This window comes from Streptococcus vestibularis (assembly GCF_900636445.1).
GTDB classification, from domain to species: Bacteria; Bacillota; Bacilli; order Lactobacillales; family Streptococcaceae; genus Streptococcus; species Streptococcus vestibularis.
Genome location: NZ_LR134275.1, coordinates 1,426,006 through 1,450,933, shown reverse-complemented (window position 1 = coordinate 1,450,933; position 24,928 = coordinate 1,426,006). Strand labels below are relative to the sequence as shown.

25 protein-coding genes are annotated in these 24,928 nt (G+C 38.1%); 18 read left to right on the top strand and 7 right to left on the bottom strand.

What is annotated here, in order from left to right; all coding sequences use genetic code 11:
• Positions 1-14: 14 nt before the first annotated feature.
• Positions 15-392: a large conductance mechanosensitive channel protein MscL gene (gene mscL / locus EL076_RS07225; protein WP_048788125.1), complete on the bottom strand. Its 378-nt coding sequence runs from the start codon at positions 390-392 to the stop codon at positions 15-17.
• A gap of 160 nt (positions 393-552) precedes the next feature.
• Between mscL and dnaG the strand changes: the two genes are divergently transcribed.
• From dnaG to radC, 18 genes are all read left to right on the top strand, one after another.
• Positions 553-2,364, top strand: a complete 1,812-nt coding sequence (gene dnaG / locus EL076_RS07220; RefSeq protein WP_126429881.1) for a DNA primase — start codon at positions 553-555, stop codon at positions 2,362-2,364.
• Positions 2,365-2,367: 3 nt separating this feature from the next.
• Positions 2,368-3,477, top strand: coding sequence for an RNA polymerase sigma factor RpoD (rpoD, locus tag EL076_RS07215; RefSeq protein WP_002884252.1), 1,110 nt, complete (start codon positions 2,368-2,370; stop codon positions 3,475-3,477).
• Between the two features lie 53 nt (positions 3,478-3,530).
• Positions 3,531-3,866 (top strand): metal-sulfur cluster assembly factor, encoded by a 336-nt coding sequence (locus tag EL076_RS07210; RefSeq protein ID WP_126429879.1) that lies wholly within the window; start codon positions 3,531-3,533, stop codon positions 3,864-3,866.
• Between the two features lie 10 nt (positions 3,867-3,876).
• Positions 3,877-4,803, top strand: a complete 927-nt coding sequence (locus EL076_RS07205) for a glycosyltransferase family 2 protein (protein ID WP_126429877.1) — start codon at positions 3,877-3,879, stop codon at positions 4,801-4,803.
• Between the two features lie 61 nt (positions 4,804-4,864).
• Positions 4,865-5,716 (top strand): dTDP-4-dehydrorhamnose reductase, encoded by an 852-nt coding sequence (rfbD, locus tag EL076_RS07200; RefSeq protein WP_126429875.1) that lies wholly within the window; start codon positions 4,865-4,867, stop codon positions 5,714-5,716.
• 366 nt (positions 5,717-6,082) lie between these two features.
• A complete protein-coding gene (locus tag EL076_RS07195) occupies positions 6,083-7,408 on the top strand; it encodes a lipopolysaccharide biosynthesis protein (protein ID WP_003096552.1) in 1,326 nt (441 codons plus the stop codon).
• Complete coding sequence (locus tag EL076_RS07190) at positions 7,408-8,400, top strand: glycosyltransferase family 8 protein (RefSeq protein WP_003096554.1); 993 nt, start codon at positions 7,408-7,410, stop codon at positions 8,398-8,400. The genes EL076_RS07195 and EL076_RS07190 overlap by 1 nt, the downstream gene beginning before the upstream one ends.
• 29 nt (positions 8,401-8,429) lie before the next feature.
• Complete coding sequence (locus EL076_RS07185) at positions 8,430-9,146, top strand: glycosyltransferase family 2 protein (RefSeq protein WP_164555395.1); 717 nt, start codon at positions 8,430-8,432, stop codon at positions 9,144-9,146.
• A complete protein-coding gene (locus EL076_RS07180; protein ID WP_003096561.1) occupies positions 9,146-9,499 on the top strand; it encodes a DUF2304 domain-containing protein in 354 nt (117 codons plus the stop codon). Before EL076_RS07185 ends, EL076_RS07180 begins: the two co-directional genes overlap by 1 nt.
• The gene (locus EL076_RS07175; RefSeq protein ID WP_126429873.1) at positions 9,492-10,268 is read left to right on the top strand and encodes a glycosyltransferase family 2 protein; all 777 of its coding nucleotides are present in this window, start codon (positions 9,492-9,494) and stop codon (positions 10,266-10,268) included. Before EL076_RS07180 ends, EL076_RS07175 begins: the two co-directional genes overlap by 8 nt.
• 118 nt (positions 10,269-10,386) lie before the next feature.
• Positions 10,387-11,535: a beta 1-4 rhamnosyltransferase Cps2T gene (gene cps2T / locus EL076_RS07170; RefSeq protein WP_126429871.1), complete on the top strand. Its 1,149-nt coding sequence runs from the start codon at positions 10,387-10,389 to the stop codon at positions 11,533-11,535.
• Positions 11,532-12,473 (top strand): glycosyltransferase family 2 protein, encoded by a 942-nt coding sequence (locus tag EL076_RS07165; protein ID WP_126429869.1) that lies wholly within the window; start codon positions 11,532-11,534, stop codon positions 12,471-12,473. Before cps2T ends, EL076_RS07165 begins: the two co-directional genes overlap by 4 nt.
• Positions 12,473-13,279 (top strand): ABC transporter permease, encoded by an 807-nt coding sequence (locus EL076_RS07160; RefSeq protein WP_126429867.1) that lies wholly within the window; start codon positions 12,473-12,475, stop codon positions 13,277-13,279. The genes EL076_RS07165 and EL076_RS07160 overlap by 1 nt, the downstream gene beginning before the upstream one ends.
• The gene (locus EL076_RS07155; RefSeq protein ID WP_003096568.1) at positions 13,279-14,502 is read left to right on the top strand and encodes an ABC transporter ATP-binding protein; all 1,224 of its coding nucleotides are present in this window, start codon (positions 13,279-13,281) and stop codon (positions 14,500-14,502) included. The genes EL076_RS07160 and EL076_RS07155 overlap by 1 nt, the downstream gene beginning before the upstream one ends.
• A gap of 12 nt (positions 14,503-14,514) precedes the next feature.
• Positions 14,515-15,864 (top strand): glycosyltransferase, encoded by a 1,350-nt coding sequence (locus tag EL076_RS07150; protein WP_126429865.1) that lies wholly within the window; start codon positions 14,515-14,517, stop codon positions 15,862-15,864.
• 1 nt (position 15,865) lies between these two features.
• Positions 15,866-17,611, top strand: coding sequence for a rhamnan synthesis F family protein (locus EL076_RS07145; protein WP_126429863.1), 1,746 nt, complete (start codon positions 15,866-15,868; stop codon positions 17,609-17,611).
• A gap of 148 nt (positions 17,612-17,759) precedes the next feature.
• Positions 17,760-19,106, top strand: coding sequence for a DUF2142 domain-containing protein (locus tag EL076_RS07140; RefSeq protein ID WP_232009626.1), 1,347 nt, complete (start codon positions 17,760-17,762; stop codon positions 19,104-19,106).
• A gap of 172 nt (positions 19,107-19,278) precedes the next feature.
• Positions 19,279-19,965 carry a RadC family protein gene (radC, locus tag EL076_RS07135; RefSeq protein WP_003096578.1) on the top strand — a complete coding sequence of 229 codons (687 nt, stop codon included), beginning with the start codon at positions 19,279-19,281 and terminating at the stop codon, positions 19,963-19,965.
• A gap of 57 nt (positions 19,966-20,022) precedes the next feature.
• Here radC and EL076_RS07130 read toward each other — a convergent pair whose 3' ends face one another.
• From EL076_RS07130 to EL076_RS07105, 6 genes are all read right to left on the bottom strand, one after another.
• Complete coding sequence (locus EL076_RS07130) at positions 20,023-20,718, bottom strand: gamma-glutamyl-gamma-aminobutyrate hydrolase family protein (protein WP_064518997.1); 696 nt, start codon at positions 20,716-20,718, stop codon at positions 20,023-20,025.
• Entirely contained in the window at positions 20,711-21,370 is a 660-nt protein-coding gene (locus EL076_RS07125; protein ID WP_126429859.1) for a redox-sensing transcriptional repressor Rex, read from the bottom strand. Before EL076_RS07125 ends, EL076_RS07130 begins: the two co-directional genes overlap by 8 nt.
• A gap of 142 nt (positions 21,371-21,512) precedes the next feature.
• On the bottom strand, positions 21,513-21,860 hold the full coding sequence (locus EL076_RS07120; RefSeq protein ID WP_003093257.1) for a DUF1831 domain-containing protein: 348 nt from the start codon (positions 21,858-21,860) through the stop codon (positions 21,513-21,515).
• A gap of 1 nt (position 21,861) precedes the next feature.
• Entirely contained in the window at positions 21,862-22,974 is a 1,113-nt protein-coding gene (locus tag EL076_RS07115) for a cysteine desulfurase family protein (protein WP_126429857.1), read from the bottom strand.
• Positions 22,975-22,977: 3 nt separating this feature from the next.
• Positions 22,978-23,949, bottom strand: coding sequence for a ribose-phosphate diphosphokinase (locus tag EL076_RS07110; protein WP_003094061.1), 972 nt, complete (start codon positions 23,947-23,949; stop codon positions 22,978-22,980).
• A 365-nt stretch (positions 23,950-24,314) separates the two neighbouring features.
• Positions 24,315-24,890, bottom strand: coding sequence for a CYTH domain-containing protein (locus tag EL076_RS07105; protein ID WP_003094309.1), 576 nt, complete (start codon positions 24,888-24,890; stop codon positions 24,315-24,317).
• Positions 24,891-24,928 lie beyond the last annotated feature (38 nt).

Here is a 24,928-nt window from a genome sequence, read left to right as displayed (position 1 = left end):
TGAACAAATAAAGATTATTTGTTTGCAAGAAGATCGCGGATTTCAGCAAGCAATTCTTCTTGTGATGGAGCTGTTGCTTCTTCAGTAGCTTCTTCTTTTTTACCAAGAGCTGCGGCGTGGTTAGCAGCTTTAACAACGAAGAAGAGAGTAATACCAACGATGATGAAGTTGATAACTGCGCTCAAGAAGCTACCGTATGCGATACCGTTCCATGACAATTTAGAGAGGTTTTCAACATTAGCAGCCTTAACAACTGGGTTAAGGATAAGTGGTGTGATGATATCACTTACAAGTGAAGTGATAATAGCGTTGAAAGCAGCCCCCATAACAACGGCTACAGCAAGGTCAAGGACGTTACCCTTGAATAAAAAGTCTTTAAGTTCTTTAATCATTTTGACAATGAATCCTTTCATCTATTCACTTAATAGTCTATCTGATTTTGTAAATCTTGACAAGAGTTTTGCTCATGAAAAATCAATTTTATTTTACTTTCATTTTTCGTCATGTTATAATTAGAAGTAATGCAATTATGGTAAGATGGGGGGCGATTAGATGGTAATTGATAAAACTTTAATAGAAGATATTAAGAGCAGTACCAATATCGTCGACGTGATTGGTGAAGTTGTCAGTCTTAATCGTGCTGGCCGCAATTACCTGGGTCTCTGCCCCTTCCATAAGGAGAAAACCCCCTCATTTAATGTTATTGAGGACAGACAGTTTTACCATTGTTTTGGTTGCGGAAAGTCTGGAGATGTCTTTAAATTTTTAGAGGAATACCGTCAGATTTCTTTCCAAGAAAGTGTCAAGGTTCTGGCAGATCGACTAGGTATCGCAGTTAGTATAGATGCGCCAAGGCAAGTCCAGCAGCAAAATTCTCCTAATCAAGCCTTCTATGATCTTCATGAGGATGCACTTAAGTTTTACCACGCTGTCCTCATGACGACCAAGATAGGAGAAGCAGCGCGTGCCTACCTTTATGAGCGTGGTATGACTGACGATTTACTTAAGACCTTCCAGATTGGTCTAGCCCCTGACGAACCAGATTATCTCTATCAGTCTGTATCAAAAAAATATGACGAAGAGGTACTGACAGAATCAGGTCTTTTTAATCTTTCTGAAAGTAATCGTCTTTTCGATACTTTTAAAAATCGAATTCTGTTTCCGCTTAAGAATGAGTTTGGAAAGACTATCGGTTTTTCAGGGCGTGTTTGGACCAAGGAAGATATTGAAAAAGGACAAGCCAAGTACAAAAATACAAGGGCTACCCGCATTTTCAATAAGTCTTATGAACTCTACCACCTCGATCAGGCTAAGCCAGTGATTCAGAAGACCCATGAGGTCTATCTGATGGAAGGGTTCATGGATGTCATTGCGGCCTATAGGGCTGGGCATGTTAATGCAGTAGCTTCTATGGGAACAGCTTTGACTCCTGAGCATGTCAATCGTCTGCGTAAACTCACCAAGAAAATTGTTTTGACCTATGATGGTGATAAGGCAGGGCAAAATGCGATTGCCAAGTCTCTTGAGCTTTTATCGGATTTTCAAGTAGATATTGTTAAAATTCCAGATAATATGGACCCTGATGAATATCTACAGAAAACATCCGAAGAGGCTTTGAGGAAACTTTTGGTCGAGTCCCGTATTTCAGATGTGGAATTTTGGATAGGACAGCTAAAACCTGCTAATGTAGACAATCTTCAAGCGGAGATTGCCTATGTCGAGCAGATTGTTAAGATTATTGCCAAGTCACCTTCTGTGACGGCACAAAATTCTTACATTTCTAAGGTGGCTGACCTTTTGCCTGACTTTGATTTTTTCCAAGTCGAGCAAGCGGTCAATAACGAACGATTGACCATGAGAAATCAGCAGACGGCTCAATTATCGGCTGCTAGTAATAGTGCTTATGAGTCTTCAGCGTCAGGATTCAGAGGAACGGTCAATCTACCTTCTACACCTAAAATCACAGGTCTTCGTCGAGCGGAAAATCAACTCTTCCATCGTATGGTTAATCATCCTATGATTTTGAATGACTATCGCATGAGAGAGGAGTTTTTCTTCCAAACACCTGAGTTAGAGGAGCTTTATCATATTCTGAAACAAGATGGTCAGATTGATACCGTAGCTTTGTCTCTACTTTCTCAAGAGGTACAAACAGCCTATTATCAGGTTTTAGAGGAGATTTTACCACCTGAAACTAGTCTTGAAGAAGTTCAAGCTATCGAAGAGCGTAGAAATCATTTTTTGATGGAACAGGACTTTCGCAAGCAAAGTAAACAAATTAGAGAATCAAGTAACCACGGTGATGTGGATGCAGCGGTGGAAGCCTTGCAGATGCTCATCGCCCAAAAACGAGATATGGAGTAACACATGGCAAAGAAAAAACAAAATACAGCATTCAACGTTCAAGTCGCTGATTTCATTCGTAACCATAAAAAAGCTGGTACAGCAATTGATGATGAAGTCACAGAAAAACTAGTTATCCCATTTGTTCTAGATGCTGATGGGATTGATGACCTTTTGGAACGTTTGACAGATGGTGGTATCTCTATCACTGATAAAGATGGAAATCCTTCATCTAAATATGTTGTTGAAGCCCCAAAACCAGAAGAGTTGACAGACGAGGAGCTTCTTGGTTCAAACTCAGCTAAGGTTAATGACCCTGTTCGTATGTATCTCAAAGAGATTGGGGTAGTGCCTCTCTTGAGTAACGAAGAGGAAAAAGAATTGGCTATTGCTGTTGAAAATGGTGACTTGGAAGCTAAACAACGTTTGGCAGAAGCTAATCTTCGTTTGGTAGTCTCAATCGCTAAACGCTATGTTGGACGTGGTATGCAGTTCTTGGACTTGATTCAAGAGGGTAACATGGGGCTTATGAAAGCCGTTGATAAATTTGACTACTCTAAAGGTTTCAAATTCTCAACTTATGCAACATGGTGGATTCGTCAAGCAATCACACGTGCTATCGCAGACCAAGCACGTACCATCCGTATCCCAGTTCACATGGTTGAAACCATCAATAAATTGGTACGTGAGCAACGTAACCTCTTGCAAGAGTTGGGACAAGACCCAACACCTGAGCAAATTGCTGAGCGAATGGATATGACACCAGATAAGGTTCGTGAAATCCTTAAGATTGCTCAAGAGCCAGTTTCTCTAGAAACACCTATCGGTGAAGAAGATGATAGCCATTTGGGTGATTTTATCGAGGATGAAGTTATCGAAAATCCAGTAGATTACACAACTCGTGTCGTTCTTCGTGAACAATTGGATGAAGTGCTTGATACCCTTACAGATCGTGAAGAAAACGTTCTTCGTCTCCGTTTCGGTCTTGATGATGGTAAGATGCGTACCTTGGAAGATGTTGGTAAAGTCTTCAACGTTACTCGTGAACGTATTCGTCAGATTGAAGCTAAAGCTCTTCGTAAATTGCGCCACCCAAGCCGCAGCAAACAACTTAAAGACTTTATTGAAGACTAAGATAGTAAATGGAAGGGGCCTGATTGTTAGGCCCTGATTTTGGAGGAAAAGCTATGTCTGAAGTAAAATACACTGAAGAAGAAATTGAAAAAATCAAAGACCGTATCTTGGAAGCCTTAGAAATGGTCATTGATCCAGAGTTGGGGATTGATATTGTCAACCTAGGCCTTATTTACGATATCCGTTTCCAACAAGACGGCTATACTGAAATCGATATGACTTTGACGACTATGGGATGTCCTTTGGCAGATCTTTTGACAGACCAAATTTATGATGCTATGAAAGAAGTGCCAGAAGTCACTAAGACTGAAGTGAAGTTGGTCTGGACACCAGCTTGGTCTGTAGAAAAAATGAGCCGTTATGCCCGTATCGCTCTAGGTATTCGTTAGGAGAACGTTTATGAAAACACTGGCTATCGTTGTCCCCTGTTATAACGAAGAAGAGACTATTCATCCATTTTTAGAAGCTTCTCAGGCTGTTGAAAAGCAGATGGCCAATCAACTGGCATTCAACTATTACTTTGTGAATGATGGTTCTAAAGATAAAACTTTAGAGATATTGAGACAAGTTTCAAAGCAATTTGAAAATGTTCACTATCTATCTTTCTCACGTAATTTTGGTAAAGAATCGGGCTTACTTGCTGGCCTTGAAGCAGCTCAGGGAGACTATGTGACAGTTATGGACGCTGACCTTCAGGATCCGCCTGAACTGCTTATTGAGATGTATGCCAAGATTCAAGAAGGTTATGATGTTGTTGGGAGTCGTCGTGCTGACCGTAAGGGAGAGCCTTCGATTCGTTCCATCTTTGCCAAGACTTTCTATTGGCTAATTAACAAAGTTTCTGACACCGAGATGGTTGGTGGCGCACGTGATTTTCGTTTGATGACTCGCCAGGTTGTTGATGCTATCCTAGAACTCAAAGAGGTCAATCGTTTTTCAAAAGGGCTCTTTTCATGGGTTGGCTTTGATGTGGCCTACGTCTCTTATGAGAATCGTGAACGCGTTGCCGGAGAAACCTCATGGTCTTTCTGGAAATTATTGAGCTATTCTCTTGATGGCTTTATCAACTTTTCCGAAGTGCCTTTGAAACTTGCTACTTGGGCAGGAACCTTTTCATTCTTGATTTCTTTGGTTGGAATTTTCTTTGTCGTTATTCGAAAACTAACTATAGGTGGGAGTGTCGCAGGCTGGGCAAGCCTTGTCTCAATCATCCTCTTTATCGGAGGAATCCAACTCTTAGCCTTGGGAATCATCGGGAACTACATCTCAAAGATTTTCCTAGAAACCAAGAAACGACCAGTGTATGTTATTAAAGAAAAAGGGTGAAATTTCACCCTTTTTCTGTTAAAATTAAAGTGCTATTAATGAAAATTACGAGGAGAAAAATATGATTCTAGTAACAGGTGCAAATGGCCAACTCGGAACTGAGCTTCGTCACCTTCTTGACGAGCGTAACGAAGAGTATGTAGCAGTAGATGTAGCAGAAATGGACATCACAGATGCTGAAAAAGTAGATGAAGTGTTGGCGGAAGTAAAACCAACCTTGGTCTATCACTGTGCTGCCTACACAGCTGTTGATGCTGCTGAAGATGAAGGCAAAGAGCTTGACTATGCAATTAATGTGACAGGTACTGAAAATGTCGCTAAGGCTGCCGAAAAACATGGTGCAACGCTTGTTTATATTTCAACGGACTACGTTTTTGATGGTGAAAAACCTGTAGGTCAAGAGTGGGAAGTTGATGACAAACCAGATCCACAGACAGAGTATGGCCGTACAAAACGCATGGGTGAAGAGTTAGTTGAAAAACATGTTTCAAACTACTACATTATCCGTACAGCTTGGGTGTTCGGTAACTATGGTAAGAACTTTGTTTTCACCATGCAAAACCTCGCTAAGACTCACAAGACACTTACAGTTGTTAATGACCAACATGGTCGTCCAACTTGGACACGTACTTTGGCAGAGTTTATGACTTATTTGGCTGAAAACCGTAAGGAATATGGTTACTATCACTTGTCAAATGATGCAGCAGAAGATACAACTTGGTATGACTTTGCGGTTGAAATCCTCAAAGATACTGATGTTGAAGTGAAACCTGTTGATTCAAGCCAATTCCCTGCTAAAGCTAAACGCCCACTTAATTCAACAATGAGTTTGGCTAAGGCTAAGGCAACAGGGTTTGTCATCCCAACATGGCAAGATGCTTTGAGAGAGTTTTACAAACAAGAAGTGAAATAAGAATATGGGAAAAGTACTATTGTTTGGTTTATTAGTGGTTATTTTGGTAGTTTTCTATAGCCTTGGATAGTGCGATGAAAATAGTGGTACCAGAAGGGAAACTGTAAATAGAAATTTCTGACATTATCCAATTTTGGCAAAGAATATTTCGCAATAGTATTCAGTCCCTTGGTTGTATTATATAATTCAGAAGCAGATTATTTATAATTAGTGTTATTTGTTCTAAAAGAATATAGTTATCAAACTTTTTTGAAGAGGTCTTTAAGACCTCTTTTTTAGGAGGTGAAGTGAATTGTTAGTGGGATTTTCACTTTTTAAAAAATCTATAGTATAATAAAGGGAAAAATCATTTTTGTAGGAGAAATAATGAGTTCAGAAAAAGGCACTTTAGTGAAGAATGTAGATGACCCAAAATTCATTTCAGAGATAATAGATAATAAAATTTCTATAAAGGAGAATTATATCTGGAATATGTTGGGAACTATCTCTTCTTCTTTAATTTCAGTTATTCTCTTGCTCTTAGCTTCTAGACTTCTTGATTCTCAAAATTCAGATATTTTTAGCATTGCATACGCACTAAGTCAGCAGTTCTTTATTTTGGGATATTTCCAGATACGTAATATGCAGTCTACAGATGTTCAAGAAAGGCACTCATTTGTTTCCTATCATAATACACGTATAGTAACAGTTATTATGATGTTATTAACCTCTCTTGGATATATTTTTGTGCAAGGATATAGTTTTTATAAAGCAGTAATTATCTTACTCCTAGTGTTGTATCGAGCAATCGATGCTTATTCAGATGTTTTTCAGGGTTATTTTCAACAACAAAACAGATCAGATTTAGCTGGAAAAGTTCAGTTTTATCGTAGTTGGATTTCTATATTAGTCTTTGGATTAAGCTTGATTTTAGCAAAATCACTAATGATTTCAAGTACTATTATTTGTTTGATAAATCTATTTCTTACAGTTGTCCTAGATTATAGAATCTCTACTAGAAACTTTGAAATTAATTTTTATCCATCAATATTTAAAGATAACCGTAATATTATCTCTATATTAAAAGAAGCATTTCCCTTATTTCTAAATGGTTTTTTGATTACTTATGTCTACAATGAAGCTAAGATTGATATTGATTCTCTCTTGTCTCAGGGGTTATTTTCAAATGGTATTCAACGAGACTTTAATGTATTGTTTATGCCCGTCTTTGTTTTATCCCTCTTATTTTTCGTTTTAAGACCTTTAACTACACAGCTATCAATCTATTGGTATGAACAGAAATATAATCTGTTTTATAAGCAGGTTTATCTTTTATTTGCAACTATGACTGTTTTAGGCATAATTATTATAGGTCTAGGCTATCTAATTGGTACAGAGATTCTAGGTTTTATTTATGGAACGTCATTGGTAGAATATAAAGTGCCTTTTGTGATTCTCCTTATTGGAGGAATCCTAAATGTATTAGCACTTGTTATTGATATAGTTATGACAATTTTTAGAAAACAAACATATCTTGTGATTGCATATATTACTAGCTTTATTGTAGCTAAATTTATCACAATGCCGTTTGTAAAGGGAGAGGGGATTATGGGTGCATCAATGTCATTCTTGATTTCAATGATTATCTTTTTTTGCACTAGCATAATAATTTATATTTGGGTAAATAATAACAATAAAAGAAAGAGAAGTTAATGAATATTTTATTTACGTTAAATAACGCTTTTGTTCCTCAAGCTGCAACATGTATGTGTTCAATTTTTGAAAATAATAAGTCTATGAGTGAAATCAATATTTATTTGATTGCTTCGAATATTTCTATTGATAATAAGCAAAAATTAATTAATTTTGCTGAAAGGTACGGTCGCAAAGTACACCTGATTAATTTAGGAGAAATCTCAGACCTTATAGATTTTGATTTTGATACCAATGGATGGTCTTCAATTGTATTAGCTAGATTATTCCTTGATAAATTGCTTCCTGACGATATCAATCGAATTTTATATTTGGATGGAGATACTCTCGTACTAAAAGATATTTCTAATTTTTATAACATTGATCTTGGCGATAAAGTTTTAGGGATGTGTCCTGAGCCTACTGTTGATAAAGAAAGAAGGAAATTCTTAGCTTTAGGAGAGGTTCCATATCATAACTCAGGAGTATTATTGATTGATTTAAAAAGATGGAGGAGGGAAGAAATCGGTAAAAAAGTTATTGATTTTTATAAACTGCACGATGGAAAACTTTTTGCTCCAGATCAAGATGCGTTAAATGGTGCCCTTAATAAGGATATAGCAACGTTATCAATTTCATATAACTATTTCAATATTTATGATACTTACCCTTACAGAATTTTAAAACAATTAAGTTTTCCTTCAGACTTTATTTCCAAAAATGAATTTTTAGAAATAAAAAAATCACCTTCAATTATCCACTATTTAGGAGAGGAACGCCCTTGGCGTAAAGGAAATACACATAGGTTTGCCAAGCAATATCTTGATTATCAGAAACGAACACCTTGGTCTGAAACGCCTATGGAAACTGGTTGGGAATTATACTTTATTTGTTTTAGGATTTTTAATATAGTTATGAAACCTTTTCCAATGTTACGTTATAAGATAATTAACTCACTTATACCAACATTCATGAAATATCGAAAAAAACAACTTCAAAAGAATAAGAAATAGTTGTAATGAATAAAGAAAGAAAATAATAAATGAGAGTTTTAATGATAATTCCTGCCTACAATGAGGAGGAAAGTATTTTCGACACGGTAACAAGTATCTTGAATTACCGCAAGAAAGTTGATTTTGATTTGGATTATGTGGTTATCAATGATGGATCAACAGATAAGACAAAACAAATTCTGGAAGATAATCGTTTTAATGCGGTTAATCTCGTGATGAATCTTGGGATTGGTGGTGCGGTTCAAACAGGATACAAATATGCACTAGATCATGACTATGATGTAGCAGTTCAATTTGATGGAGATGGCCAGCATGACATTGAATCCTTGTCAGATTTGCTAGAGCCAATTCGAAAAAATGAAGCAGATTTAGTTATTGGTTCTCGTTTTGTTGGTGATGTTAAGTCGGAATTTCAAACAACTTTTATGAGGCGCTTCGGAATTAGTGTTATTTCCAACCTTATCAAATGGACAACTGGACAAAGAGTTTTAGATACAACTTCGGGGTACCGTTTGGCTGATAAAGATGTTATTAAACAGTTCGCTAAGCGTTATCCAATCAAATATCCAGAACCAGAGACTATTGTTCATATTTTGAAACGTAAATATCGAGTTGTTGAGCAACCAGCGAATATGTTTGAACGTACTGGTGGCGTTTCTTCCATTACGCCCATCAAATCTATTCGATATATGCTTGAAGTGTGTTCGTCGATTGTTATTGCAGCCTTTATGAGGGAGAGTGAATAATGTCAGTTTTATCTATTGTGATGTTGGTAGCTTCCATCTTTTTCCTTTATCTAGTCATTAGAAATATTAATAAGAATAATATTTTATTTGAACAGGCCTTCATGTGGATCGTCATCAGTCTGGTTATGATTGTTATTTCCCTTTTTGATGTTATTCCGGTATATTTTGCAGGATTACTTGGATTTGAACTGACTTCGAATTTTTTGCTGTCGCTTGCTATCTTTTTCTTATTGGTCATCGCTTTCCTACAAACCATGACTTTATCGAAACAAAAAGAGCAGATTAAACATTTAGTTCAGGAATTATCTATTCTAAAAAGTCATGTAGAAGAGAAAGAGGAAAAGAATGAATGATAATCATACTTGGGTAATTTGCGCTTATGGAGAAAGTGATTATCTTGAAGCCTGTATTCAATCTTTGAAAAATCAAACTCTTTATTCTCAAATTATCTGTTATAGTTCAACGCCACTTGATTCGATTAAGGAACTTTGCCAGCGTTATGATATCCCATTTTATACGAAACAAGGTGGGGGGATTGGTAAGGATTGGAATAATGCCATTTCTTTTGTAGGAACAAAATATGCTACTATCGCCCATCAGGATGACTATTATGAGCCAAGATATGCAGAAAAAGTATTGGCCAAGATGGATAAGTATAGTGATGTCCTAATTGGATATTCTGATTATTTTGAAGAAAAAAACGGTCTTAAGATTCCTGCAAATACAAATCTCAAGATTAAAACTTTGATGCTGAAAACAATGAATCTTTTTCCTGGTAGTCATTTTTGGCGTAACCGCGTAATGGCTTTTGGTAATCCAATTTGTTGTCCAGCTGTCACCTATAACCTTGAAAAATTGAAGAATTTCTATTTTGATGAGGGAATGAAGGTTAGTCTTGACTGGTATGCTTGGTATAAGATTAGTGAATACAAGGGACGTTTTGTTTATGTGTCAGATAAGCTAATGTGTCACCGAATTCATGAGGAATCTGAGACTTCTAAGACAATTGCTGATAATACTCGTAGTAAAGAAGATTTGTATATGTACCAACTCTTTTGGCCAAAATGGATAGCAAATATCCTTATGAAACAATATGTAAAGAGTCAGAAGACGAATAATTGATTTGTTTTTATATTCATAGCAATAGCGACTTGAACAGTCGCTTTTCTTTTTGTATTAGGCAAAAAGCCCAGAAAATGGTATAATTGAACGGATTGTAGTTTGTTAGAAAGGGAATAATATGCAACACGTTTTTATTATCGGAAGTCGTGGACTTCCGGCTCAATATGGTGGTTTCGAGACCTTCGTGGACCAATTGGTCTCCAATCGAGTATCACCGAATATCAAGTACCATGTTGCTTGCCTTTCTAATGATCAAGCTTACTATCATTTTGAATACAAGGGTGTAGATTGTTTTACGATTAAAGCGCCCAAACTTGGGCCTGCGCGGGTCATTGCCTATGATATGATAGCCATCAATTATGCCTTGAAGGTCATTAAGAAACAAGGAATTGAAAAACCTATTTTTTATATTTTGGGCAATACCATCGGGGCCTTTGTGGCGCCTTTTGCGAGAAAAATTCATAAAATTGGTGGTCAATTCTATATTAATCCTGATGGACTGGAGTGGAAACGGGCCAAGTGGGCAAAGCCAATTCAAGCCTATCTCAAGTATTCTGAAAAGGTCATGACGCATCATGCTGACTTGGTAATTTCTGATAATCCTGGAATTGAGTCCTATATCCAGGAAGTCTATCCTTGGTCTAAAACGACCTATATTGCCTATGGGACTGACTTATCTCCAACAAGTTTGGCTAGTCAGGATAGCAAGGTTAGAGAACTTTATCAAAAGTGGCAGACACAGGAAAAAAAATATTACCTGATTTTGGGACGTTTTGTTCCAGAAAATAATTACGAGACCGCTATTCGTGAATTTATGGGTTCTTCTACCAAGCGAGATTTGGTGATTATTTGTAACCATGAAGGCAATCCCTATTTTGAAGAACTTCGCTCTCGGACTGGATTTGATCAGGACCCACGCGTCAAGTTTGTAGGAACAGTCTATGATCAAGACCTTTTGAAGTATGTCCGTAAAGAAGCCTTTGCCTATATCCATGGTCATGAAGTGGGTGGGACCAATCCAGGCCTCCTAGAGGCTCTTGCTCAGACGGATCTCAATTTGGTCCTAGGAGTCTCTTTTAATCAAACAGTCGCAAAGGACACGGCTCAATATTGGACCAAAGAAACTGGAAATTTGGCACATTTGATTAATCAAGTCGATTCTTTAGAAGATGCATCTGAATGGGGCCAACTAGCCAAAGCCAATATGAAGCAAAACTTTACCTGGGGAAAAATTGTAGGTGAGTACGAGGAATTATTCTTATTATGAAAGTAAATATCTTGTTGTCCACCTACAATGGTGAGCAGTATCTAAAAGAGCAGGTCAAAAGTATTCAAGACCAGACTTATCAGGATTGGCAACTCTTGATCCGGGATGATGGTTCGACAGATGGTACAGTAGAGATTATTCAAGAGCTGGTTGCTCAGGATGAGCGCATTCGCTTTATCAATCAAGGAGCCATCGAAAATCTCGGAGTTATCAAGAGTTTTCACACACTGTTAAAATATGAAAAGGCTGATCTTTATTGCTTTAGTGACCAAGATGATGTCTGGCTTCCTGAAAAAATTGCCCTACAAGTGGAAGAAGCAGAGAAACATCCGCAAAAGGAGCCTTTATTGGTCTACACAGATTTAAAAGTGGTTGATGAAAACTTAAATGTTAAGCATGAAAGTATGATTCGCACCCAGTCTGATCATGCCAATACAGAATTGATTCAAGAGCTGACAGAAAATACGGTAACTGGTGGAGTAGCCATGATTAATCATGCTCTGGCTGACTTATGGACGGGTCAAGAAAAGCATGGGCTCCTCATGCATGATTGGTATTTAGCCTTACTAGCAGCTGCCTTTGGAAAGCTCATCTATGTCGATCAACCAACAGAATTGTACCGTCAGCACAGTAGCAATGTTCTGGGTGCTCGTACCCTTAGAAAACGGGTCAAAAATTGGGTTCGTCCCCATATTTTGTTTGCTGAGTATTGGAATCTCATCGAATCTAGTCAAGAACAAGCGAAAAATCTATTGGATCTGCCTGTCAGTCCCCAAAATAAAGGAATTATTGAAAACTTTGTAACTATTATGGACGTCCCTTTAAAAGAACGTATGAGACGGATTCGTCAGTATGGTTATCGTAAGAACCGAGCCTTCCACACCTTTGTGTTTACCAGCTTGATTCTGACAAAGTTTGCATATCGAGGTAAAAAATAATGTTTGACGTTTTTAGTCAGAAAAATCGAATTTTATTACGAGAATTAATTAAAACAGACTTTAAATTACGCTACCAAGGATCAGCGATTGGTTATCTTTGGTCGATTTTAAAACCCTTGATGACTTTCACAATCATGTATATTGTCTTCATCCGATTCTTACGCTTGGGTGGAGATGTGCCCCATTTCCCAGTTGCCCTCTTGTTGGCCAATGTAGTCTGGGGCTTCTTCTCAGAAGCAACATCTATGGGGATGGTTTCGATTGTTAGTCGAGGCGACCTGTTGCGCAAGTTGAACTTCTCCAAACATATCATTGTCTTATCTGCGATTTCAGGAGCAGCGATTAACTTTGTCATTAACCTTGTAGTGGTCTTGATTTTCTCATTCTTTAATGGGGTGACATTCTCTTGGACAGCTTTGATGGTTATTCCGTTATTCTTTGAGTTATTCTTGATAGCGACAGGATGCGCTTTGATTTTAGCGACTTTTTTTGTTCGTTTCCGTGACCTAGGTCAAGTCTGGGAAGTACTTTTGCAAGCCGGCTTGTATGCGACGCCAATTATCTACCCGATTACCTTTATTGCAGACCGCAATCCATGGGCGGCTAAGTTGGTCATGATGAATCCATTGGCTCAGATTATTCAAGATATGCGTTATTTCTTGATTGATAAAGCTAACACCCCAGTATGGCTTTTGGTGCAGAATAAGTATTTGGTTCTGATTCCTTATGTCTTGCCAATTATTATTTTTGTTGCTGGCTTTGCTTACTTTAACAAACATGCTAAGAAATTTGCGGAGATTCTCTAATGACAGATAAACAAATTGCAGTAAAAGTAGACCATGTTAGCAAGTACTTTAAGTTGCCAACAGAGGCTACTAACAGTCTCCGAACTACCTTGGTTAATCGCTTCAAAGGAATTAAAGGTTACAAAGAACAACACGTTCTGAATGATATTTCTTTCGAAGTAGAAAAAGGAGATTTTTTTGGGATCCTAGGAAGAAATGGTTCTGGGAAATCGACCCTCTTGAAAATTATTTCTGAAATCTATGTTCCTGAGAAAGGTTCTGTTACCATCGATGGGAAACTGGTGTCTTTTATCGAGCTTGGAGTGGGCTTTAACCCAGAACTGACAGGTCGTGAAAATGTCTACATGAATGGAGCTATGCTGGGCTTCTCAACAGCTGAAATTGATGCCATGTATGATGACATCGTAGACTTTGCTGAGTTGCATGAATTCATGAACCAAAAACTTAAGAACTACTCATCAGGTATGCAGGTTCGCCTAGCCTTTTCGGTTGCGATTAAGGCACAAGGTGATATCTTGATTTTGGATGAGGTTCTTGCGGTAGGGGATGAGGCTTTCCAGCGCAAGTGTAACGATTACTTCCAAGAACGAAAGAAATCAGGGAAAACCACCATCCTGGTTACCCATGATATGGGAGCCGTCAAGAAATATTGTAACAAGGCTGTTTTGATTGAAAATGGTTTGGTGAAGGCTTTAGGAAGTCCGGAAAATGTTGCCAATCAGTATAGTTTTGATAATACAGCTCCTTTACAACAGGGAGGAGAGACTAGTGGGATTGCTAAGTCAAACCAGGAGGAAAAAGTCTTGGTTGAAAACTTTCAGCTTCAGTTATTAAGTTCGAACAAGTTACGTCCACAAGATCCCATTCAGTTCCAGATTGATTTTGATGTTCGTGAAGATATTCAAACCTATATTGCTCTGTCTTTAACGGATATCGATCGGAACATTTGGATTTATAATGATAATTCTATGGATCGACTTATGAGTGGGGCTGGACATAAAACGGTGTACTACTCTTGTTCACTTTCAACTGTGAATGACTTGAAAATGAAATTAGAAGTGACAGTACGGGATGCTGAAGGGCAAATGTTGGCTTTTTCAGATGCTACCCAAACTCCACTAATCTTTATCAATCGAGATGATATAGATTTAGATGATAAATCAGCAATGGATTCAGCAAGTGGCTTAATCCAACGTAATGGAACATGGTCAATAACTGACTAGACTGAGGAAGATATGGAAACGACGCCTTTTGTTTCGATTATTTGTACAGTTTTTAATAAAGAACCCTGGCTAAAGAAGACGATTGATAGCTTCTTAGTACAACAAACAGAGTTTGCTTTTGAGATTATCTTGGTGGATGATGCCTCAAGCGATGGTTCTCGTCACATCATTCAGGACTATCAAGCTAACTATCCTAATTTGATTCGTACCTTTTATCACGAAGAGAATCAGGGGATTGCTAAAACCTGGGTCACTATCTGTAAGGAAGCGCAGGGACAGTATATTGCTCGCTGTGACGGAGATGATTTTTGGTTAGATCCTTTAAAACTTCAGAAACAGGTTGACTTATTAGAAAGTAAGCCTGATTGTAAATGGTCCAATACAGATTTTGATATTTATGATGAACAAGGGACTCTCGTTTCTAAGGCTGGCTTTGCGAATCATACGATTCCATTAGCAGATACCTACGAAAAGATGCTTGCAACAAGAGGGTTTACCATGGCTTCTACATGGCTAGTAGATAGAGAACTGATGTTAGAAGTCAATCAAGAGTTAGACTTAACAACATCAGATGATACTTTCAACCTCCAATTGGAGCTCTTTCAACGGACTTCTTTAGCATATCTGGATGAAGCGACAGTTGCTTATACCATTAATCAAGGATCGGATTCTCGTCCTACTGATTTAAAAAAATTAGAACGACGTTTTCATAATTTGTTGAAAACACAACTTGAGTATCTTGATAAATATCCAAATGCCGATTATAAAGAGATGACGAAGATCCTTTTAGATCGTAATAATACTTATGAGATCCGTCTTTCCAAACCAATGGATTCTCTTTCACACATCGGAATGGAGTCTGTTACAATTTATTTTGGAGATGAAAAAAATACCTATTCGGAAGATCGTGTCCTGACTAAACTTCTTCAAAAAGAAGATAGTCTGACAATCGAAATTCCGAAGGGAACCTCCACTGTTCGAGTTGATCTTTCGGAATGTCCTAGTTATTACTCTGATGTTGAATTGAAAGATTCGTCAGGCAAAGTTTGCTCAGCTGTTTATAGTAATGGTGTTGTTGTTGATCATTTGTATTTGTTTAGCGAACCGGATCCTCAGTTGATTTATGAAGTTGAAGAAGAGGGTGTGTATCAACTGAGCTATAAAATGATTTCTATAGATAATCCTTCTGCACCGGATTATATTGGAAAGGTTTTTGCTGCCGAAATGTTAGATTGTCAAAATAGTTTGAAAAATCTTGAGGCAGAGTTACAAGCTACAAAAGAAGCATATAGTACAGTCATTCATTCACGCCGTTGGACCATCCCCACAAAAATCTTGAAATTCTTAAGAATGAGGAAATAGTATGCAACGTTTACTTTTATATGTTCACTTCAATAAATTTAGCTTTATTAGTGGACATGTTCTCTATCAATTGGAAAAAATCCGTCCCTTGTATTCTCGGGTGGTCTTTATCTCCAATAGTCAACTTTCAGAAGATGTGAAGGATAGTTTGTCTTTTCAAAATCTAGTAGATGATATTCTGGAGCGTCAAAATATCGGATTTGACTTTGCTGCTTGGCGAGATGGGATGAAGGTGGTCGGCTTTGATCAACTAGCTAACTTTGATTCTGTCACCCTCATGAATGATACCTGTTTTGGACCTCTTTGGGATCTAAAACCAATTTATCAGCAGTTTGAAAATGATGACGAAGTGGATTTCTGGGGGATGACCAATTATCGGAAAGACAAGGATTTTAACGAGCATATTCAGAGTTATTATCTCAGTTTTAAAAAACAGGTGCTAACATCGAGCGCCTTTCATGAATTTTGGCAGGGTGTTCAAGACTTCACCAATGTTCAAAATGTGATTGATCACTACGAGACCAAGGTCACAACGAACTTCTTGAATGCTGGTTTTCGCTATAAAACTGTTTTTGATACTATCCATGAAGACACAACAGGAATGCTCTATCCAGACTTTTCTTACTACAATCCTACAGCGATTCTAAATCATAAGGTTCCTTTCATCAAAGTCAAAACTATTGCAAACAATGAAGGAATTATGCCTTACATTTTTGACGAATTGGAACGTATATCGGACTATCCATTAGATTTGATTCTCAACCACATGTCTATGATTGATCGTCCGGACTATCCGTATTTGTTATCGCATAAGTACTTGAAAGGCCAAGAATTGGTAGAGAATTTCGATAGAAAAGTTGCGGTTCATCTCCATGTCTTTTATGTGGATCTTTTGGAAGAATTTCTAGATGCTTTCCAAGCTTTTCATTTCATCTATGACTTATGGATTACGACAGATGTAGAAGAAAAGAAGCAGGCTATTGAGAAAATTCTTTCTAATCGAGTACAAGATGCCACGGTTGTGGTGACTGGAAACATTGGACGAGATGTGTTGCCAATGTTGCTCCTAAAAGAGCAACTCTCGCGCTATGATTATGTAGGTCATTTCCATACCAAGAAATCCAAAGAAGCAGATTTCTGGGCAGGTGAATCCTGGCGAAAAGAATTGATCGAGATGCTGGTCAAACCAGCAGATCTAATCCTTGCCAATATGGAGGCCAATCCAAAAGTCGGAATCACTATCGCAGATATTCCAACCTTCTTCCGTTATAATCGAATAGTAGTTGCCTGGAATGAGGCCCTCATTTCACCAGAGATGAACAAGCTCTGGCAACGGATGGGAGCGACCAAGACAATTGATTTCAAGAGTCTCAATACCTTTGTCATGAGTTATGGGACTTTTGTTTGGTTTAAATATGATGCTCTAAAACCTTTGTTTGATTTGAACCTGACAGCAGCAGATGTTCCAGCTGAACCTCTTCCTCAAAATTCGATATTGCATGCGATTGAACGTTTGTTGATCTACATTGCCTGGGATCAAAAGTATGATTTTAGAATCTCTCAAAACCCGCATGTTTTAACCCCATTTATCGATAATAAGCAGTTGAACAATCGTGAAGATCTCCAACCGCATACCTTCGTGGACTTTAATCAAATCGGTGGGATTAAAGGTGCCTTGAAGTATATCGTGATCGGTCCAGCAAGAGCTGTGAAATATATTCTCAAAAGGCTATTGATTAGAAAGTAGTGTATGTATTGTGAAAATTATAAATAAGACAAAAATAGTTAATATTATTATTTCGGTATTTCTGATTTTATTTTCGAAGGTGTTCTTAGCTAGTTTATTTGACCTCACTATCAATACCAATGTTTATCTTTTAATTCTGGGTGTAATAATGTATTTTATTATATTCAATCCAACTGATAAACAAAAATTACCGATAAATGCCTTCTTTTTGATTATTATATTTGGAACAATTATTTCTGTTGTAAAACCAGTTCAGTACGGTTTAGACGAGGAGTCACATTTACCAAATGTAATCAGTGTTTCGGATAGTCCAATTTTCAAATATTCTAAAGAAAAACTAGCAGATTATGATTCGGTATTTGCATATGATTCTCTTAGGAATCCTGCTAAAAAAGATAAGAATTATTGGTTAAATGTTGAACATAAAAAAAGTAAAATTAGTGGGGTTAAGACTGGATTCGACAATCCTGCATTTATTCCTAGTTCAATAGGATGGAATATTGGTAGGATTATTTCAAATAAAGTGTACATCTCTTACTTTTTAGGAAGAATATTTGAGGTGATAGCATTTGCTTTAATAGTATTTTTTGCTTTGAAAATAAGTAAGGCTTATAAAGAAGTCATCTATTTGTTTTCTACTTTTCCGGCAGTATTGTATATCATAGCGGGTTATCATTATGACTATCTATATTTTGGTGCGAGCATGTTTGGACTTGCTTTACTAACAAATGTTCTTAGTGGAAACCATAAAATTGATAGAAGGTATGCAATTGCTTTTCAATGTTCAACCTTGCTTTTTTCATTTTCAAAATTTCCGTTCATACTAATTGGCAGCCTATTCTCCGTTTTACCTAATAAATACTACGAAAAGAAATCGGTGAGAATTTTAAGTTTAATTTTGTTCTTTTTGAATTTATTAGTCTCATTTATTTATGTTGGAATAATTAAGTTGTTTCCTTCTAAAGGTGCCCTTTCAGGAAATGGACCAGGAATTTCCTATTTTATAACCCATCCTTTGCCTTTAATTAGAACTTTATTCCAAGCACCGTATGGTATTATTAATGACTTTGTTTCTGAGCCATTAAAATACGTCAAAGAACCATCAGCATTTTTAATTGCTATTTCAACAATAATATTCTTTTTACTCTTATTTATTGTTGTAATGAGAAATAAGATTGAACTTCCAAAATTCTTTAAATATTTTAGCCTTATTTTGCTTATAGCAATTGCTTCTCTGATAGTGATTGCCATATCTGGAGATCCTAGAGTATACCATAAAGGAGATATTATTGTTGGTGGCGTTCAAGGCCGTTATTATTATTTTATTCTTATGTTCATGCCGCTTTATTGTGGCTCTTGGTTTAGAAAATTATTCGGTATTGCTGAAACTATTATGAGTGAAAACTCAAATTTTGAAAGTACTTTACAATATATATTAGTGTATCTAAATATCCTAACTATAAGTATCGGTATATATACTCAGTTACAGACATAGTTTATCTTTGTTTGAGCTATAATTGAAGCTCTCCCAATACAGATAGAAGCAAGTCAATAAATCAGAAAATCTTTTTTTCTTTTGTTGATTCAGAGTTTGGCCATAGAATAAATCCTCAGCTGTGTAACTTCCCCCTCCCACTTACGAATAGGTAAGTAGGAGGTTTTTTCTTATGTATAGTATTGTATCTGAGGAGGCGGGGCTTTTGCCTCGTGAGCGACTCTTACAGAAGGGAGCAGAGGTTTTATCGGACCAGGAGTTGTTGGCGATAGTGCTGCGAACAGGGACCAAGTCTGAGTCGGTCTTATCTATGGCCAATCGTATTTTAACAGGGATGACGAGTTTGGCGGATTTGTCTCGTTTGTCCCTGAATGAGCTACAGGAAATTCCTGGTATTGGGCGTGTGAAGTCTATTGAGCTGAAGGCTATGGTGGAGTTGGCTAAGCGGATTGAGAAGGCTGAGTTGGCTCGTTCCGAGCAGATTATGTCCAGTCAGCAGGTGGCGCGTCGTATGATGTTGGATATTGGCGACAAGCCTCAGGAGCATCTGGTGGCTATCTATTTGGATACGCAGAATCGTATTATTCAGCAGAAGACAGTCTTTATTGGTGGTGTTCGCCGTTCGATTGCCGAGCCACGTGAGATTTTACATTATGCTTGTCATCTGATGGCGACGTCCTTGATAGTGGTTCACAATCATCCTTCGGGTGAGGCCTATCCGAGCCGAAATGATATTGATTTTACGCAAAAAATTAAGCGGTCTTGCGATGATTTGGGAATTTGTCTGCTTGATCATATTATTGTTGGAAAATCAACATATTATTCCTTTCGTGAGGAGAGGGAGGATTTTGAGCTTTAAGTAGAGTCTATAAGTTAAAGACACAAGAAAAGCAACTGAGTGTAGTCTCAGTTGCTTTTAAAGTTCGTTTACAACGTATTCAAAGAGTTTGAGGTCTTCTTCACGTTTGTGTAGGAGAAGTTCTGGATGCCACTGAACACCAAGGTAACGAAGGTCTGGAGTGTTTGATTCAACAGCTTCGACAGTATTATCCTCAGGGTCACGCGCAATAACACGGAGGTCAGAGGCCAAGTGCTTAATACTCTGATGGTGGAAAGAGTTGATAGAGGTTTCTAGGCCGTAAATCTCCGCTAACTTACTGTTTTCGTCGATAATCATTTCGTGGTAAAGGTAATCGGAAGGCTTATCCTGCCAGTGCCTTTCAATATCTTGATGGAGACTGCCACCAAGGGCAACATTCATGAGTTGGGTACCACGACAGATTGAAAAGATTGGTTTCTTTTGTTTGGTAGCTTCTTCAATCAGTGCCATCTCAAAGAGGTCTCGCTCAAGGAAGAAGTCATTTTCACTGGCATGATTTTCTTCGTTGTAGAATTTAGGGTCAACGTTTTGACCGCCGATGAGGATAAGCTTGTCAATCATGGAGATATAGTTTTTAGCCTCCGAAGGATCAGATACTGGTAGAAGGATTGCTAGACCACCAGCTTTTTGAACTCCTTCTACAAAACCAGATGGGGCATAAGACCAGTTGATATCTTCATGGGCTGGATTAGGTCTTACATTGGCTGTGATACCTATAATTGGTTTAGTCATTGTTTCTCCTTGCTTTTTCTTCTTCTTTCATGAAATAGAGTAGGGTTTGTAGCTCACTAGTCAGGTCTACGTATTGGAGAACCACGTGGCGTGGAAGATTGAGGTTGACTGGGGAGAAGCAGAGGATGCCTTCGATTCCAGCATCAACCAAAAGCTCAGCCACCTCCTGTGCCTTGACTGATGGCACTGTCAGGATCGCTGTTTTAATATCTTCCTGGGAAATCTTGTCCTTGATTTGAGAGATACCATAGATCGGAATATTGTCTTCAGTCTGACTTCCTACCAGTTCGTTATCGTCTGTATCAAAAGCCATAACCAGCTGCATGCGGTTACGTTCTTGAAAACGGTAGTGAAGAAGAGCACGTCCGATATTTCCTACTCCTACAAGGACTACTTTAGTTGTCGCATTATCATTAAGGAGTTCTGCGAAAAATGTCATCAGCTTACTAACGTCATAACCAAAACCACGACGACCTAACTCACCAAAATAGGAGAAGTCACGACGCACTGTAGCAGGATCAATTCCAATTGCTTCAGCAATTTGTTTGGAACTTGCTTTGTCGATATTTTCACGATGGAATCGTTTGAAAATTCGATAATAGAGAGAGAGACGTTTAGCAGTAGCGTTTGGAATGTTTTTCTCAAATGTCATTGATCGCATTTCCTTTCTTCAATTAGTATGATTCTCTTATATTTTAAGAAAAGTTTGTGAAAATTGCAACAAAATAGTGTAGATGAGGCGATATAAAAAACCTATCACATGGATAGGCTATTTCTATGTAGTAAGAAAAAATTTAGACTTCTTCTTGCTCAAAAACTTGACGGTCAACCAAACTCTGCATCAAGAAGTAGAATTTTTCTTGCAAGATGTGATGATCTTCATTTTTAAAGATATTAACGTTACGAAGGCCAGATTTGTCTGTGATTGACAATTTGAAACCTGTCAAATCTTTGTTAATAGTGATCTTTAGTGGGAAACCTTCACCTGAGTTAGGCACTTTTTCGAGTAGACGGTGTAACTCGTAGTTACCGATTTTATTTTGTACAAAAGTTGTATCACGAAGGGTGAATTTTTTGACATTAGGGCTGATGGTGTAACGGTATTTACAGTTAGTCAAATGAATGCTTTTTTCAAATGCCATGTTAGTCTCCTATGATTTGATTAAGTTTTTCTGCTAGGGCTTGGAGTTCTTCAGCGGTATTTTCCTCTGATAAACTAATTCGGATGGCTGTTTTTAACTTGTCAGAATCCTTACCATAGAGGGCCTGGATGACGTGGCTAGGGTCAACAGTTCCAGCAGTACAAGCAGAACCCGTTGAAACAGCAAAGCCAGCTAGGTCTAACAAGGTTAAGAGAGGGCCATTTTCCTTACCAGGAAAACTGATGTTGATGACGTGAGGTAGGCTAGATCCCCCATCATTAATTTCATAAGGAACGGTAAGGGTATCTAGAAAGACCTGACGAATCTTTTCAACATGCTGGTAATTGTCTTGGTAGTGGTCACTAGCATGCTTGTAAGCTGCGGTCATACCTGCAATACCGACCAGATTTTCAGTGCTGGCACGACGTTTTTCCTCTTGTTCACCACCATGGAGTAGGTTGTCAAAATGCAAATCGTTATGATAGAGCAGGCCGACACCTTTAGGTCCATGGAATTTATGGGCACTGATTGAGAGAAAATCGGCGCCAAGTTCTTCTGGGTGAATTGGAAGTTTTCCTGCAACCTGAACAGCATCCACGTGGAAAGCAGCCTGGTGATTGGCGAGTAGGTCACCAATTTCCTTGATAGGAAGCAATTGGCCGGTCTCGTTATTGGCATACATGACAGAAACCAGAATAGTATCGTCACGTAGGACATCAGCAATTTGTTGAGCAGTAATGACTTGATTTTCTGGTTGAATATAGGTTACTTCAAAACCAAAACGCTCTTCCAAGTAGGCCATGGTGTGAAGGACAGAGTGGTGTTCAATAGCAGTTGTAATCAGGTGCTTACCATTAGCTTGGTTGGCTAGGGCATAACCTTTGATAGCTGTATTGTTTCCTTCAGTCCCACCAGAGGTGAAAATGAGTTTTCGAGCAGGAACTTGAAATTGCTTGGCCATTTCTTCACGAGCCTCACGGAGTTCCTTAGAAGCCTTGCGGCCATAAGCATGTAGGCTGGATGGATTTCCAAAAGTTTCAGTCATGACATGTGTCATCGCTGAGATAGCAGCAGTATTCAAAGAAGTCGTTGCTGCATTGTCCAAATAAACCATAAATTAGTCCTCGTTGGCAGTATATGCAAAGAGTGGGCTAAGTGGTTGACGTTCAAAGATACGAGTAATAGCGTTAGCGATCAGCTCACTTGCTGAAAGGTATTTAACGTTTGTAGGCACTTTTTCTTTAGTCGCAACTGAATCTGTTACCAAGATTTCTTTAATTGGAGTAGCGTTGAGGACTTCGGCAGCACCTCCTGCAAAGAGACCGTGACTAGCAACTGCATAGATGTCTTTAACGCCACCACGTTCAAGGATTTTAGTAGCTTCAGCAAATGTTTTACCAGTATTGAGGATATCATCAACCAAGATTGCTGTTTTTCCTTCAACCTCACCAATGATGTAGCCTTCTTCACGTTCTGAATCATCTTGGGCGTAGTCAATGATAGCGATTGGTGCATCAAGGTATTCCGCCAAGCTACGAGCACGTTTAACACCTGAGTTTTTAGGGCTAACAACGACAACATCACTTCCTGTGAATCCTTTTTCGTTGTAGTATTCAGCAAACAAAGGCATTGTGAAGAGGTTATCTACTGGGATGTCGAAGAAACCTTGAACTTGGACAGCGTGAAGGTCAAGTGTCAAGACACGATTGACACCAGCTTTAACCAGCATATTGGCAATCAATTTAGCAGTGATTGGTTCACGTGAAGCAGCGATACGGTCTTGACGTGCATAACCAAAGTAAGGCATCACTACGTTGACAGAGTTAGCACTGGCACGTTTGCAGGCATCAATCATGATGAGCAATTCCCAAAGGTGGTCGTTAACAGGGTTGCTTGTAGATTGGATGATATAAATATCGTCCCCACGAACAGACTCTTCAATATTGATCATGATTTCACCGTCAGAAAATTGACGTGAAGATACTTTGCCAAGTGGCAATCCGGTAGCCTTAGCAATTTTTTCAGCAATTTCTGGGTTTGAGCTGAGCGAGAACAACTTCAATTGTGGGTTTGCTTTTTGATGTACCATGACGATGGTGACTCCTTTAAAAAAATAAGATGCGAAGCCCAATTAGGGCTATTGTAATAAAACTACAGATGATTCTATTTTAGCAAAAAAAAGTAGAAATTTCAGCCTTCAGAAAGCGATATTGATGAAAATTGACGGACCATAAATCGCTGAATCGTTTTTGTATGCGTTTTTAGATAGATGAGAGCGATTGTGGAAGTTGCCACAAGTACCAAATTGTCTTTGCATATATAAAAAAGACAAGGGTTAATCCTTGTCTTAAAATGAAGTAAATAGTTTTTATAGACGTTTTTCATGGTGAAAAGTTCGCCTCAGAACGTATCAAAAATGACTAGCGGAATTTCTATAAACTCACATTTCACCAACTAGTCTTTATCTCGCTTTAGGGTAGCTACAAAGCGTGCAACCTTACTCTTGGCATACTTAAAGTCAATATTATTTTCCTTAAGAAAGGCATCAAAGTCGTCTTTACCTTTCTTGGCATCTGAAACTTCCAACTCTAGCTCATAGTCTTTCTTATCAGCATAGACATTGACATCAAGTGCCATGAGACCAATATTGGTCTGGTATTCACGTCGGGTTGTGGTTAAATGTCCGAGGATGGTTAGGTCTTCTAACTTAACACCACGTTCCAGAAGAATGGACTTGATTTGGCAATCAGGGAAGTTAAGAGACTTGGTCATAGCCTTAGCATCTGCACAGTCCATGGTGACGTTGTATTCCATATTTCCGACCTTTTCAGGAATTTTCAAAGTCAGCTCACCATGAGTGGGAAGGGTTCTGATACGCAAAGACAACTTTTTATTCCTCATGTCACTTTGGGGTGTATCGATGTAGTAGTTGGTTTGCGTAACAGGTGTTACATGGGAGAAAAGCACTGCTAAACGATTATACTCGTCTTTGGTGAGCAGAGTCTTGTACTCTATCTCTAAATGGTTCATGTGTGTCCTCCCTTGTTCTTTTAAATGTGGTATAATGT